11 protein-coding genes are annotated in these 14,535 nt (G+C 71.9%); 6 read left to right on the top strand and 5 right to left on the bottom strand.

Annotated elements, in window-relative coordinates:
* Positions 1-59: 59 nt before the first annotated feature.
* Both KALB_RS39955 and KALB_RS39950 read right to left on the bottom strand, forming a co-directional pair.
* Positions 60-1,142: an IS110 family RNA-guided transposase gene (locus tag KALB_RS39955; RefSeq protein ID WP_025354812.1), complete on the bottom strand. Its 1,083-nt coding sequence runs from the start codon at positions 1,140-1,142 to the stop codon at positions 60-62.
* 330 nt (positions 1,143-1,472) lie between these two features.
* Positions 1,473-1,742 (bottom strand): chorismate mutase, encoded by a 270-nt coding sequence (locus KALB_RS39950; protein ID WP_025361292.1) that lies wholly within the window; start codon positions 1,740-1,742, stop codon positions 1,473-1,475.
* A gap of 221 nt (positions 1,743-1,963) precedes the next feature.
* Here KALB_RS39950 and pcrA point away from each other — a divergent pair, with 221 nt between their 5' ends.
* Entirely contained in the window at positions 1,964-4,327 is a 2,364-nt protein-coding gene (pcrA, locus tag KALB_RS39945) for a DNA helicase PcrA (protein ID WP_025361291.1), read from the top strand.
* A 92-nt stretch (positions 4,328-4,419) separates the two neighbouring features.
* On the top strand, positions 4,420-5,571 hold the full coding sequence (locus KALB_RS39940; protein ID WP_025361290.1) for a Fic family protein: 1,152 nt from the start codon (positions 4,420-4,422) through the stop codon (positions 5,569-5,571).
* Positions 5,572-5,738: 167 nt separating this feature from the next.
* Here KALB_RS39940 and KALB_RS39935 read toward each other — a convergent pair whose 3' ends face one another.
* The gene (locus KALB_RS39935; protein ID WP_148309836.1) at positions 5,739-6,038 is read right to left on the bottom strand and encodes a DUF6191 domain-containing protein; all 300 of its coding nucleotides are present in this window, start codon (positions 6,036-6,038) and stop codon (positions 5,739-5,741) included.
* A 194-nt stretch (positions 6,039-6,232) separates the two neighbouring features.
* Here KALB_RS39935 and KALB_RS39930 point away from each other — a divergent pair, with 194 nt between their 5' ends.
* The 3 genes from KALB_RS39930 to KALB_RS39920 all read left to right on the top strand — a co-directional run bounded on the left by KALB_RS39930 (position 6,233) and on the right by KALB_RS39920 (position 12,363).
* Positions 6,233-6,856, top strand: coding sequence for a helix-turn-helix transcriptional regulator (locus KALB_RS39930; protein ID WP_025361288.1), 624 nt, complete (start codon positions 6,233-6,235; stop codon positions 6,854-6,856).
* A gap of 160 nt (positions 6,857-7,016) precedes the next feature.
* Positions 7,017-10,043 (top strand): AfsR/SARP family transcriptional regulator, encoded by a 3,027-nt coding sequence (locus KALB_RS39925; RefSeq protein ID WP_025361287.1) that lies wholly within the window; start codon positions 7,017-7,019, stop codon positions 10,041-10,043.
* A gap of 67 nt (positions 10,044-10,110) precedes the next feature.
* On the top strand, positions 10,111-12,363 hold the full coding sequence (locus KALB_RS39920; RefSeq protein WP_148309835.1) for a hypothetical protein: 2,253 nt from the start codon (positions 10,111-10,113) through the stop codon (positions 12,361-12,363).
* On the opposite strand, the gene KALB_RS39915 is transcribed toward KALB_RS39920, so the two are convergent.
* On the bottom strand, positions 12,353-13,501 hold the full coding sequence (locus KALB_RS39915) for an FAD-dependent oxidoreductase (protein WP_025361285.1): 1,149 nt from the start codon (positions 13,499-13,501) through the stop codon (positions 12,353-12,355). The genes KALB_RS39920 and KALB_RS39915 overlap by 11 nt on opposite strands.
* Before the next feature lie 84 nt (positions 13,502-13,585).
* Here KALB_RS39915 and KALB_RS39910 point away from each other — a divergent pair, with 84 nt between their 5' ends.
* Entirely contained in the window at positions 13,586-14,128 is a 543-nt protein-coding gene (locus KALB_RS39910) for a TetR family transcriptional regulator (RefSeq protein WP_158510891.1), read from the top strand.
* Here KALB_RS39910 and KALB_RS39905 read toward each other — a convergent pair.
* Positions 14,109-14,498 carry a hypothetical protein gene (locus KALB_RS39905; RefSeq protein WP_025361283.1) on the bottom strand — a complete coding sequence of 130 codons (390 nt, stop codon included), beginning with the start codon at positions 14,496-14,498 and terminating at the stop codon, positions 14,109-14,111. The two genes, KALB_RS39910 and KALB_RS39905, sit on opposite strands and share 20 nt — an antisense overlap.
* Between the last annotated feature and the right edge of the window lie 37 nt (positions 14,499-14,535).

Genomic DNA, 14,535 nt, shown 5'->3' with positions numbered 1-14,535 from the left:
TCGGTGACATCCCCGTCAGGGGCGGGTCAGCGGTGCCGTGAAGGATGCTCCTATAGAAGTCAAGTGGTGGTTGCGAGGTGGGTCATGTCTGTGGTCAGGGCGTGGAAGACCTCGCGGGTGACGTAGCGTTTGAGGCACCGGATGATGTGCCGTTTGGGCAGGCCCTCGGCGGTGCGTCGGGCGAGGTAGGCGCGGGTGCGGGGGCAGTGGCGCAGGCGGACGATGACCACGCGGTAGAGCGCGGCGTTGGCTTGGCGGTCACCGCCCCGGTTGAGGCGGTGACGGTCGCGGCGGCCGCTGCTGGCCGGGATGGGGGCGGTGCCGCACAGGTGGGCGAAGGCGGCGTCGGTGGTGATGCGGTGGGGGTTGTCCCCGGCGGTGATCAGCAGTTGTGCCGCGGTGTCGGGGCCGACTCCGGGCAGGGCGGTGGTGCGGGGCAGGACCCGGTCGAGCACGGCGGTGAGTTCGGCCTTGGCCTGGTCGATCTCGGTGGTCAGCCGGTGGATCCGGTGAGCCAGGCGGCGCAGCGCGGTCTTGGTGGCCGCGGTGGGGCAGGTCAGGTCGTGGGTGGGGCGGAGCCGGGCGCAGGTGGTGATCAGTGCCCGCCGGGGCAGGCCGGTCAGGTGTTCGCGCAGCGTGGTGGGGGCGGTGACGATCAGGCTGTCGAGCTGGTTGAGCGCGGCGGTGCGGGCTTTGACCGCGCTGGTGAGCACGGTGCGCAGGACGGCGGTGCTGGTGGCGGGGCCGGTGCTGGTTTTGGGGGTGGTGGTGGCCCTGCCGGACTGGACCGCGTGGGCGGCGTTGATCGCGTCCTGGGTATCGGTCTTGCCCTTGCGGCGGCGGGTGTGCCGGTCGGGCTGGTTGACCTCGATCACCTGGATGCCGTGGTCGGTGAGGTGGCTGGTGAGCCCGGTGCCGTAGGAATGGGTGCCTTCCACCCCGACCGCTTCCAGGGTGCCGAAGCCGGTCAGCCAGCGTGTCAGGGCGGTGTAGCCGGTGTGGGTGGCGGGGAAGGTCTGGGTGCCCAGGAGTTGGCCCAGGGCGTTGAGCGCGGCGGCGGTGTGGGTGTCTTTGTGGGTGTCGACTCCGCCGGTCACCAGGTCTGTGTGGCTGGTGTCGACGGGGGTGTGCTGGTCGGTCATTCTGGTCTCTGCCATCCCTGTGTGGGGTTCGGGGTGGCACGCACCGGGCCGGTGGGGTGGACGGCACAGTGATGGGTGTCCTGCTGGCACAGGCTCCTATCAGGTCACATCCCCTGGTCTGGTGACGTGCGTGGAGGGCGAGCACGGGGGTCGGCGGATCCCTCACAAGACAGCCCACCCCCGCAGGGGGCCGGCGTCAGTGGCTTTCCGGGACAGACTCCCCACGCTCGCCATCCACACACATCATCACTGTGGCTTTCACTGCGTTGAACGCAGCGAAAGGCACTTTCGCGGCATGGGGCGCTGCCCTCACGGACGTCCTGCGGTCGATCAGCGGCCCAGCGCGCCCCGGCCCATGCGCAGCAGCGCCATGGCCAGCTCCCGGCCCTCCGGGCCCAGCTCGCGGTAGCGGGCGATCACGTCGATCTCCCGGTTGTGCACGATCTTCGTGCCGCCCGCGGCCATGCGCGCCGCGCCGATCGTGCGCGAGACCTCGGCTCGCCGCTTGACCAGGCGCAGGATCTCGGCGTCCAGCCAGTCGATCTCCTTGCGCAGCTCGGAGATGTCGGTGGTGGGGCCCTCGGCGGACTGGGTGTTCACGGTTCCTCCTGGTGGACGGGTCCCCGGCCCCGGCAAGCGAAAGCCCCGGGGTCCGTGGACTCCGGGGCTCTGCTGTGGTCTGTTCGCGCGCTAGGCGACCACGGGAGCCGGAGTCCGGTTCCCGTAAAAAAACAGGTAGCTGTGGGCGCGCACGCAGGGAGTCTCGCACAGCGGAGCCACCCGCGTCGACCTGTCGGTGCGCACGAGTAGCGTGGTTCGCGATGAGCGCTCTGTTTGATCTTCCCGCCAGCCCCCGGTCCGCCAGCCCCCAGCACGGCGGGCCCGCGGGCCCCGACGCGCTGCTGGAGGGGCTCAACCCGGAGCAGCGCGAGGCCGTGACGCACGCCGGCTCGCCGCTGCTGGTCGTCGCGGGCGCGGGCTCGGGCAAGACCAGGGTGCTCACCAGTCGCATCGCCTACCTGCTCGCGGCCCGCGGCGTGCACCCCGGCGAGATCATGGCCATCACCTTCACCAACAAGGCCGCCGCCGAGATGAAGGAGCGGGTGGCCGGGCTGGTCGGCAAGCGGGCCAACGCCATGTGGGTGTCCACCTTCCACTCCATGTGCGTGCGGCTGCTGCGGCGCGAGGCCAAGACCCTGGGCATGTCCAGCAACTTCACGATCTACGACGGGGACGACTCCCGCCGCCTGGTCACGCTGGTGGCCAGGGACCTGGACCTGGACCCCAAGCGCTACCCGGCGCGCACCCTGGCCGTGCACATCTCCAACCTGAAGAACGAGCTGGTCGACGCCGAGGGCGCCAAGGACCGCGCGAGCAACGACCTGGAGCGCAAGGTCGCCGAGGTCTACCAGGCGTACCAGCAGCGGCTGAACCTGGCCAACGCCATGGACTTCGACGACCTGATCATGCGCTCGGTGGAGCTGCTCCAGGTGTTCCCGGCCGTGGCCGAGCACTACCGGCGCCGGTTCCGGCACGTGCTGGTCGACGAGTACCAGGACACCAACCACGCGCAGTACGTGCTGGTGCGCGAGCTCGTGGGCACCGGGGCCGACGGGGTCGAGCCCGCCGAGCTGTGCGTGGTGGGCGACGCCGACCAGTCGATCTACGCCTTCCGCGGCGCCACGATCCGCAACATCGTGGAGTTCGAGCGGGACTACCCGCAGGCGCGCACCATCCTGCTGGAGCAGAACTACCGGTCCACGCAGAACATCCTGACCGCGGCGAACTCGGTGATCTCGCGCAACCCCGACCGCAGGGACAAGCGGCTGTGGACCGACTCCGGCGCGGGCGAGAAGATCGTCGGCTACGTGGCCGACAACGAGCACGACGAGGCCGCGTTCGTGGCCGGTGAGATCGACCGGCTGGTGGACGGCGGGGACGCCAACAACGCCGACATCGCCGTGTTCTACCGCACCAACAACCAGTCGCGCGTGTTCGAGGAGATCTTCATCCGGCTCGGGCTGCCCTACCGGGTCGTCGGCGGGGTGCGCTTCTACGAGCGGCGCGAGGTGCGCGACGCCCTGGCCTACCTGCGCGTGCTGGCCAACCCGGACGACGCGGTCAGCCTGCGCCGCATCCTGAACGTGCCCAAGCGCGGCATCGGCGACCGGGCCGAGGCCTGCGTGTCCGCGCACGCCGAGCAGCAGCGCATCGGGTTCGCCGCCGCGCTGCGCGAGGCGGCCGCGGGCAAGGTGGCGCTGCTCAACCCGCGCTCCCGCAACGCCATCTCCGGCTTCGTGGAGCTGCTCGACGAGCTCGCCCAGCCCGTGGAGCGCGGGGAGGACGTGGCCGACATCCTGGAGCTGGTGCTGGAGCGCACCGGCTACCGGGGTGAGCTGGAGGCCAGCGACGACCCGCAGGACGCCTCCCGCCTGGACAACCTGACGGAGCTGGTGACCGTCGCGCGGGAGTTCACCCAGTTCGGCGCGGTGGAGGTGCCGATCGAGGACGCGGACCCCGATCCGGACCCGATCGCCCAGGGCTCGCTGGACGCGTTCCTGGAGCGGGTGTCCCTGGTTGCCGACTCGGACTCCGTGCCGGGCTCGGACGACGGGGTGGTCACGCTGATGACCCTGCACACCGCCAAGGGCCTGGAGTTCCCGGTGGTGTTCAGCACCGGCTGGGAGGACGGGGTGTTCCCGCACTCGCGCGCGCTGGGCGATCCCGCCGAGCTGGCCGAGGAGCGGCGCCTGGCCTACGTGGGCATCACCCGCGCCCGGCAGCGGCTGTACCTGACCCGGGCACTGGTGCGCTCCGCGTGGGGCCAGCCGATGACCAACCCCGAGTCCCGGTTCCTCGGTGAGATCCCGACCGACCTGATGGAGTGGCGCCGGATCGGCCCCGAGCGCTCGGCGCCCACCGTCACCACCACCTGGGGCGCCCGGCGCGGGGGTTTCGGCTCCGACTCGCTCGGCCGCGGCGGCAACTCGCCGACCAGGGGCTGGCAGCAGACCCCGGCCGTGGAGCTGGAGGTCGGCGACCGGGTCAACCACGACAAGTACGGGCTGGGCACCGTGGTGGCCACCGACGGCTCCGGTCCGCGCGCCACCGCCACCATCGACTTCGGCTCCTCGGGCACCGTGCGCCTCATGCTGATCGGCGGCGTACCGCTGGTGAAGCTGTAGCAGTGCTACTTGAGTACCACGATCGGCTTGTTGTGCTACAGAAAACGGCTTTTGGTAGCATAGCGGCCTGATTGTGGGAATGAGGTAACACCGTGCGGACCGCCCAGTTCAGCCCTGACCGGCGTGGACACCTGGTGCGCGGTGAGCGTGGCTACCAAGCCTTCGTGCCGCCACCCCTGCCGCCGGAACTGGTCTTCGACACGAACCTGGTGGGCAGGCTGTCCACGGCCGACCGGGCGCTGGGGCAGCTCGCCGGGGTTGGGCACACCCTGCCGAACCCACACCTGCTCGCCAACGCGATGATCCGGCGCGAGGCCGTGCTCTCCAGCCGGATCGAAGGGACCCAGGCGACGCTGTCCGACCTGGTGCTGTTCGAGGTCGAGCGTCCGGTGCGGCCCTCGCCCGGCGATGTGCAGGAGGTGTTCAACTACGTCGCCGCCGTCGAGCACGTGCTGGACCCGGGGCGACGTCTTCCGCTGAGCCTGCCGCTGCTGAGGGAGGCGCACGAGATCCTGCTGACCGGGGTCCGGGGCGGCTACGCCACACCGGGCGAGTTCCGCCGGAGCCAGAACTGGATCGGCGAGCCCGGCTGCGTGCTGGACACGGCGACCTACGTACCGCCACCCCCGGACCGGTTGTGGGAGTGCCTCGACGCGTTCGAGAAGCACCTGCACGCCGAGCACGTGCTGCCTCCGCTGGTGACCATCAGCTGCCTGCACTACCAGTTCGAAGCCATTCACCCGTTCATCGATGGCAACGGCCGGGTTGGCCGCCTGCTCGTGGTGCTGCTGCTCGTGGAGTGGGGGCTGCTGCCCGCGCCGCTGCTGGACCTCTCGGCCTACCTGGAACCCCGGCGCGAGGAGTACTACGCACGCCTGCTGGCGGTCACCACGCAGGGCGACTGGGCGGGGTGGATCTCCTTCTTCCTGGACGTCTTCACCCACCAGGCCGGTGACGCACTGCGCCGCGCCCAGCTCCTGCAGGCGCTGCGCGAGGACTTCCGGGCGAGGGTAACGACCGCGCGTTCCTCGAGCCTGGTCTCGCTGCTGGTGGACGCGCTGTTCGAGACGCCCGCGATGACGATCAACCGTGCCAAGGAGATCCTCGGCGTCACGCACCGCGCCGCCACCGTGAACGTGGAGAAGCTGGTCGCGGCGGGCGTGCTCACCGAGATCGAGACGAGCCGCCGGACGCGCCTGTTCCTCTGCACGGAGGTCCTGCGCGTGCTTGACGGCAACACCTGACGAGTGGCTCGCCGGCGACCACTCAGCCGCGCCAGCCGACGCGGTCCGTGTCATGAAGGTGCCGTTCAGGACGCTGGATGTCCCAAACGGCACTTTCATGACACCGCAGCCTCGGCCCGGACCGGATACCAGGTCAACGATGCGCGACGCGCCACTAGAACACCGCACTAGCTTCCGGCGCGCGGCAACCGCAGGCTGACCATCCCGGAGTCCAGGTCCACCTTGGTGCTGGGCGGGGCACCCGCCTCGTCCTCCTCGCGCAGCAGCGACTGGGTGTGGCGCTGCGCCAACTCGGCGCGCTTCCCGGCGTAAAGAGTGGCGTGGAGTTCGTCGAAGGCGGTGCCGCCGATCGGGGTGCCGGTGCGGTTGCGGCGCCAGGGCAGCCAGGTCACCCCGCGGAACAGCAGGCCGAAGCGTTCCAGGGCTGCGAGCACGATCAGCAGTACGACCAAGCCAGGTAGGGACATCGCCCACAGCACCGCCATGTCCCGGCCAACGCGCGAGAGGCGCGGCGGGTTCCGCAGATACACCTGGTTGCCGGTGCTGGCAAGGGTGCATCGGGCACCACTTGATGCCGTGGAGTCACCATGAAGAGTTCAAGAAGAGACGCCGTTCACACTGGGTACAGGGGGAGACACGGGGGTATCTCCAAGGAGGAGCGGTGGAGCGAGTTCGTGTAGGGGTCCACGCGGGCGATCCGATCACCTTGGCCGGGTTGAGCAGCCACCTGCGGGCCCGTCCGGAATTCCAGCTGGTGGGGGAGCGCCAGTTCGGAGAGGCCAATGTTCTGGTGGTGTGCGCGGACGCGGTGACGTCCGAGGTGATGTCTGCCTTGCGCAGATTCACCGAGCACTCGACAGCACGGTGCGTGCTGGTGACCAACGAGTTGCGGCAGGCCGATCTGCTGGCTGCCGTGGAGTGCCGCGTGGTGAGCGTGCTGCCACGTGCCGAGGCCACCGGTGACCGGCTCGCCGGTGCCGTGGTCGCCGCGGCCAGGGGGCGCGGCGACCTGCCGCCCGACCTGCTGGGCGAGTTGCTGTCGCAGGTGGAGAAGTTGCAGCGGGACGTGCTGGGGCCGAGGGGGCTGACCACGTCCGGACTGGCGCCGCGCGAGGTGGATGTGCTGCGCCTGATGGCTGAGGGCTGGGACACGGCCGAGATCGCGGAGAAGCTGTCCTACTCCGAGCGGACCGTGAAGAACGTCGTGTACGCCGTGATGAGCAGGCTTGGCCTGCGCAATCGGCCGCACGCCGTGGCCTACGCCCTGCGGGCCGGGGTCATCTGACCCCACCGAGCGCCGTGTGGGACCGGAGGTGGGAGCCGGTCCCACGCGGTAGCCCGGGGGTTACGCACCGCAGTCACGGGTCCGTACCGCTGGGCCGAACGAGTGGGCACTCGATCACGATGTTTGGCCGTTGGCGTGTTGGACGTCCACAATCGCTTGCGTGCCGAGTTCCACGACTGCGCCCGAGCAGCTTCGGTTCGCGCTGCTCGGACCAGTGCGTGTCTGGCGGGGCGATCGTGAGCTCGCGCTCGGACCGCCCCAGCGCAAGGCAGTGCTCGCGATCCTCCTGTTACGTGCCGACCAGGTCGTGACCACCTCCGAACTGGTGGACGCGGTCTGGGGGGAGAACCCGCCGGCCAGCGTGCACGGTGTGGTGCAGACCCACATCTCGATGCTGCGCGGCGTGCTCGAACCGAACCGGCCACGACGTGGTCAGGGCGAGGTCCTGCGCTCGGTGGGCAACGGCTACTCGCTGGCGCTGGGCGGAGCCCGCTACGACTGGCGCGAGTTCGAACGCACTCTGGAACTGGCCCGCCAGCACCGCGACGAGGGCAACGCCCGCGCGGCGGTCGAGTGGTTCGGCAACGCGCTGCGCATGTGGCACGGCGAACCGCTCGCCTCGGTGCCCGGCCCGCTGGCCTCGGTGGAACGCGCGCGGCTCAACGAGATCAGCCTCGGGGTGCAGGAGGAGCGGCTGGAGCTGCTCGTCGCGCTGGGCAGGCACACCGCGGCCGTCACCGAACTGGCCGCGCTGACCTCGGCACACCCCGTGCGGGAACGCCTGCGCGCACTGCACATGAAGGCGCTTTCACGCTGCGGGCGCCGCGCCGACGCGCTGGCCGTCTACACCGAGACCCGGCGCGTCATGGTGGACGAGCTGGGCATCGAGCCCGGTAGCGAGCTGCGCGAACTGCACCAGCGCCTGCTCGCCCACGACGAGCCCGAGCGAGCCCAGCAGGCAACGGCCGCGCCGCCCGCGGCACCGCCCGCGCCGGTGCGCCGACCTGTCGTGCCGTTCATGGACGAACCGGTGCGGGCCGCCATCTCGCCCGCGCAGCTGCCCGCCGACCTGGCGGACTTCACCGGCCGCACCGCACTGGTCAAGAAGCTCACCGCGATGCTCACCCCCAGGACGCACCGCACGGCGCCGCCGAGGGGGCTCGTCGCGGGCATCGGCGGTGTCGGCAAGACCGCGCTGGCGGTGCACGCCGCGCACCAGGTGCGCCAGCACTACCCGGACGGCCAGCTCTACGTGGACCTGCGCGGTGCGGGCCCGGACGCGGCGGACCCGCTCAACGTGCTCAGCGCGTTCCTGCGCGCGTTCGGCGTCTCGCCCAACGCGACCCCGGCCGACCTGGACGAGCGGGCCGCGATGTACCGCTCGGTGCTGGCCGCGCGCCGGGTGCTGGTGGTGCTGGACGACGCCGCCGACGTGGCGCAGATCCGCCCGCTGCTACCGGGTGCCGCCTCCTGCGGGGTGCTGGTGACCAGTCGCCGGCGGCTGCCCGAGGCGCAGTGGGACGAGCAGGTCGAACTGGAGGGCATGTCCCGCCAGGAGGCGCTGACCCTGTTCAGCCGCACGATCGGCGCGGAGCGGGCCGGTGCCGAGCCGGATGCCGTGGAGGCCGTGGTCGACGCCTGCGGCAGGTTGCCGCTGGCGCTGCGCATCACCGCGGCCAAGCTGGTGGACCGCCCACAGTGGACGGTCAAGTCCATGGCGGACAAGCTCGCGCGGGAACGCGGCAGGCTCTCCGAGTTACGGGTCGGCAACCTGGAGGTCGAGGCCACCTTTCACCTCGGGTACGGCCAGCTCGACCCGGACTGCGCGCGGACCTTTCGGCTGTTAGCCCTGCCCGAGGGACCCGCGCTCTCGCTGCCCGCCGCCGCCGCGCTGGTCGGCAGCGACCCGTCGCTGGCCGAACCCCTGGTCGAGCGGCTGGTGGACCTGAACATGCTGGCCAGCCCGGCCCCGGACCACTACGCGTACCACGACCTGCTGCGGCTGTTCGCCAGGCAGCGGGCCGTGCAGACCGACCCGCACCCGGAGCGGGTCGCCGCGATGAGCCGCCTCGGTGAGTTCTACCTGGCCACGGCTGCCACGGCGGGCTGGCTCATCCAGGCCCCGCTGCTGGACCGCGAGCGCTTCCGCCGCCAGTACCAACACTCGACCCCGCAAGCAGGTCCCCGGCCCTACCCGGGTGGCGTGCCGCTGACCGACCTCAGGTCCGCCTTCGACTGGGTCGGCGAGCAGCAGGCCACCCTGCTGGCCACGGCACGGCAGTTCCTGATCGACCCCGACCTGCCCTCGGGCATGGTCGTGGACCTGATCTCCTTCCTGGAGCTGTACCTGGCCAACGGCACGCACTTCGGTGAGATCGGGCAGATCGGCGCGCTGGCGGTGCGCGACGCGCAGGTCACCGGGGACCGCCGGGTGGAGGCGTGGGGCAGGCGCAAGGTGGGCGAGGCACACCTGCGCCGGTTCGAGCTGCCGCAGGCCGAGCACGAGCTCACCGAGTCCGTGCGGGCCGCCACCGAGGCCGGGGACAACAGTGCCCTGGCCACTGCACTGGACCTGCTGGGCACGGTGGAGTTCCGGCTCGGCAACGGCGAGCAGTCCCTGGCCCACCTGGAGCAGGCGCTGGCGCTGTCCCGCGCCGAGGGCGACCTGGTGCGCGAGGCGTACGTGCTGGGCACGATCGGCCGCACCCAGTCCGAGCGCGGGCAGTTCGACCTGGCGCTGGAGGCCTGCGAGAGCAGCCGCGGGCTGCACGAGCAGTTGGGCAACGACACCGGCCTCGCGCGGACCCTCTACCTGGTGGGCACGGTCTTCCAGCGGGCGGGCCGCCTGGTGGAGTCGATCGACCCGCTGGAGGAGTCGCTGGCGGTGTGCCTGGGCATCGAGCAGACCTTCGGTGAGGGGCACAACCTGGTGATGCTGTCCCGGGGCTACCTGGCCGACGGCCGCGCCGAGCAGGCCGCCGCCGCTGCCGCCCGTGCCAAGGAGGCGGGCGAGGCCATCGGGGACGCGCACATGCACGCGATGGCCGTGGCCGAGCTGGGCCGGGCGCTGCACGCCCTTGGCAAGCACGACCGCGGTGACGAACACCTGCGCAGCGCGCGCACCATGCTCACCGACCTGAACTCACCCCAGGCAGCCGCGGTGAGCGCCTTGCTGGACCGGAAGTGAGCAAGTACTGAACTCCATCGGCCTGGATGGGGTGCCATATCGCGTGCGATGCGGCAATGTGCACGGTGTGCCGATCAGCAACGAACCCGGCGAGGGGAACGAGGTCATCGAGTTCGACTGCCGCCAGGTCGGCTCGGCACTGGTGGTGTGCTCACCGGCTGGCGCGAGCAAGGCGGCCAGGGTGCTGGCCGCCGCCCTGCCCGCCGACCCGCTGCGCACCGTCGTGGTCGCGGACTTCCCGCCCGACTCGGGGCCGGAGGTCTGGACCGCGCTGGTCGCCGCGCTGCGCAGGCGCGGGCCGGTGCGGCTGGCGGTCTCCCGCGCGGGCAGCGGCGAGCTGTCCTCACCGGCACAGTGGCTGGCCGACCAGCTGAAGGTCGAGGTCGTCGCCCCGGACGGGGTGCTGCTGCCGGTGCCGGGCGGCTCCGCGTTCGTGATCGACTCGCACGGGGCTGGCTGCTGGTTCCGGTTCCGGCCCTCGCACCCGCCCGAGCCGCTGGGCAGCCGCTTCCCCGCGCCCGACTGGGAGCCGATGACCCCGAGCAAGCCCTGGGCCTCGGGCCGGGCAGGTGTGGCCGAGCCGATCCCGGCGGGGCTGTGGATGCACGCGATGCCCTCGGTGCGCAGCGGCCCGAGCCGCGAGCACGCCCGGCCGGTGTTCGCGCTGCCGTGCCGCCCCGACGTGCTCACCGTGGTGCTGGGCGGTCCCGACGAACGGCCGGTGCCGCCGGACGAGGTCCGCGCGCTGCTCACCGCGCTGCCCGTGCCCGCGCGCACCCGGGTCCGCATCGCGCCCTACGGCGTGAGCCCGCTCGGGGACGCCTACCTGGGCGAGCCGCTCGGTCAGGTGGTCGCCGACCTGGTCGGTGAGCACGTGGTCGTCTACTCGGGACTGCCCGTGGTGGGCTCGGACGGGGTGGACATCGTCGCCTACGACGCGCAGGGCCAGCCGTCCTGGCGCCCGTTCACCACGGAACTGGGCTACTGGCCACGCAATCGCGGTTCGGCCAGCGCGCCGAGCATCATCGGCCACCGGCCGCCGATCAGCGGCATGCCCACGCTGCGGCCCGGTGTCTACCAGTTGGCCGAGGCGGCCGTGGTCGAGTTGGTGCACAGTGGACTGTGGGTGCGCGAGCCCGCCGAGCCCGCCGACGCCGTGCAGGTCCGGGCGCTGCCGATGGACCCGTTGTGGGCGCGCATCACCGTGGGCGTGCCCGGACAGCCGACCTCGCCGGAGCTGTTCGCGGCGGCCACCGACCTGTACTCGCGGCTGGACCCGGACACCCAGCGGGCCGTGCGCTTCGTGTTCAGCGACGCCGCGCAGTTGCAGGAGGACAAGCCCGTGCCGGTCGCGGTGAGCGCGCCCGCGCCCGAGGTCGCCGCCCCGGCGCCCGCGCCCACACCGGAGCCCGAACCCGAATCCGAGCCCGAGCCCGAACCGGTCGCGGTGGCCGCCGCGCCCGCCCCTGCCGCCGCCTCCTCCGCCGAGGACGAGCCGCCGCGGCACGGTCGGCACTCCGACGACGGCCCGACCGCCGTGGTGCGGGCGCACGAGATGCGCGCGCTGACCGAGCAGTCGGTGGACCAGGAGATCGACCCCGAGCTGGACCTGCTCGTGGAGCTGCCGGAGGAACCGGAGCAACCGCCTGCCGAGGTGGTCGTGGAACCGCGCAGCACGCAGGCCGACCGGGACTGGATGCGGCACACCCTGGGCGCCAACTACGACAGCCACGCCGCCGCCGTGCTGCGGATGATCGCCAGACACCCCGAGCTGCGCAGCCCGCAGGACGACAGCCTGGAGACCGTGGTCACCGAGCTGGTGTCGGCCCAGGTCTACCTGGTCGCCAAGCAGCAGCGGGTGGACGCGTCGCTGCGCTCGGGTGACCTGGGCCAGCTGATGCCCTTCGCCAGCTGCGCGGTGTCCGGGATGCGCAGGCTCGCCCCGTACGGCGGGGTCGTGCTCTGCTGGGGCGAGTACCTGCCGCAGGTCGGCGCGGTGCTCACCGAACCGGCCTTCCTCAACACTGTGTCCGATGTGGACAGTGAGTCGGGCGGCCCGGTGGAGTACCTGATCTGGTCGGTGACCGGGCGCAGGGTCGACGAGCTCGGCCGCACCCAGGACCGGGTCGTCTTCCTGCCGGGGGCCAAGTTCCGGGTGCTCGCCGTGTCCGGTCGGCGCGTGCTGCTGGCGGAGGACGGTGCACCGGGCGGGGTTCTGTCCACAATGGTGCGAACCGCCGCGGTCCGGGACGCGTTGCCCGCGGACCGGCGGCGGCGCCCCGACGCGCGGCTGTTCGCCAGGTGGCCGGTCAGGCCGTAGTGCGCAGGTGCTTGAACGACTCCAGGGTCTTCATCGCCTCGGCCAGCGCCTCGGTGGCGTACTCGCACATGTCGCGCTCGTAGTCGGCCAGCGCCGCGATCAGCCCGACCTCGCCGTCGCGCACGGCGATCAGCTTGGCGCACAACAGTTCCCCGTCGATGAACGCCAGGTTCGCGCCGAGCCCGCCGGGTGGCGCCGGGTGTGCCGCGTCGCCGAGCAGGGTCACCGCGCGGGTCGGCCACGGCCGGACCGGGTCGGTGCCGCGCAGCGGGCCGATCCCGCTGTTGTGCTTGTCCGCGTTACGGACCAGCGCGCGCAGCTCGGGGTGCCAGTCCGCCATGAGCTCCAGCACGGCGGCCAGCCCCGCCTCGGGATCTCCTTCCAGGGAGCGGAAATCCCCCGGGTGGTCGTGCGGGATCATCATCACCCAGCGCAGGTAGCTCGGGGTCGCGGGCAGTCGCACGTCCGGGGCCAGCTCGGCGGCGGCCTCGTGCGGCGGCCGCCGGAACGGCATCTTGCCCAGGAAAAGCTGTGCCTGCTTGGTGTTGACGATCGTGCTCCACCCGGGCACCAGCCCGGCGAAGCGCTCGGTCAGCGGGGTGCGGCCGATGGCGCCCCACACGTCCAGCTCGTAGACCTGGACGGAGGGCACGAGTTGGCGGCGCACGGTCGATCCCATGCCGTCGGCGCCGACGACCACGTCCCCGGTACTGCTGGAGCCGTCGGCGAACCAGGCGCGCACCCGGCCGTCGGCCAGTTCCTCGTAGCGGTCCAGCTTGCGGTCGAACCGCACGTGCCCGGACAGGCCCGCCAGCAGCAGGTGGCGCAGCACGTGCCGGTCGAACAGCCTGCCCTCGTCACGCGGCGGGGTCTCGGCCAGCAGGTTGAGCTGGGCGTCCACCGCGCGGCCGGGTCCGGCCACGTCCCCGCTGACGGCCTCCAGCAGGGGCAGCAGCCGTGGCTCCAGGCAGCCGCGCAGCGCCGCCAGCCCGTGCCCGCCCAGGCCCACCCGGTAGCCCTGGAACCGGGCTTCCACCGCGGAGTCCCGCTCGTGCACCTCCACCTCGAAACCCGCTCTGATCAGCCGGTGTGCCAGCCCCAGTCCGCCCAGTCCCGCCCCGATCACGATGACCTTCACGGTGCCCCCTCGGTCGTGTGAACTAAGTTCACGTGAACTTAGTTCACTGTAGGTCCGGTCAGGCGGGGTGGCAAGCTTGTGCCCGTGTCACGACGGGACGAGGTGCTCCAGGCCGCACTGGACCTGCTGGACGAGGTCGGACTGGACGCGCTGACCACCCGCAGGCTCGCGGAGCGGCTGGGCGTGCGGCCGGGCGCGCTGTACCGGCACTTCGACAGCAAGCGCGCGCTGCTCGAAGCGATGGTGCAGCACCTGCTCACCAGCGCGCCCGAGACCCAGGTGGCGGGGGACTGGGCCCAGCAGGTGCGCGCCGTGGCGGGTGCCGGGCGGGCCGCCATGCTCACCCGGCGCGACGGGGCCCGTCTGCTGGTGAGCCACCTCGCACCGAGCGAGGCGGCGCGGGCCGGGTGGGAGCGGTTCGTCGGCGTGCTGCGGGGCGCGGGGCTGGACGAGCCGGGTGCGCTGCTCGCCGCCGACACGGTCTTCAGCTACGTCAACGGGTTCACCATCGAGGAGCAGACCAGGGACGGCTTCCCGCAGACCGCCGAGCGCAGGGCCTGGCGGGACCAGGTGTTCCAGGCCGGGCTGGAGCTGATCGTCGCGGGGATCAGGACCAGCCTGAGCTGACCGAGCAGGTGCGGCGGGCCGCGGCGACCACGGCCTGCCAGGGCGGCAGCGGGCGGTCCTCGCGCGGGGCGCTGACCCAGCGCACGATGCCGCCGTCGTGTGCCGAGGGCAGCGCGAGCAGCGAGCCGGTGGAGAACAGGACCACCCGCATGCGGACCAGGTCGCCGAGCACGGTGTGGGAGATCGCGGTGGCCGGGCCGGTGAGGAACACCCAGCGCTCCGGGGACCCGGTGTAGGCCAGCACGGGACCCGACAGCATGGCGATCGACAACAGCGCGTTGACCTCGGCGCCGAGCCCGGCGCGCATCCCGATCGCGGAGACCGGCTCACCGATGGTGATCACCGGGGCGGTCCAGTCCAACACGGTCACGGCCGACCTACTTCCCTGTGGTGCAAGGGAACGGGGT

Origin of the sequence: Kutzneria viridogrisea DSM 43870 (assembly GCF_000525635.1) — a bacterium.
Classification (GTDB): domain Bacteria; phylum Actinomycetota; class Actinomycetes; order Mycobacteriales; family Pseudonocardiaceae; genus Kutzneria; species Kutzneria viridogrisea.
This window is presented reverse-complemented; position numbering and strand designations above follow the sequence as displayed.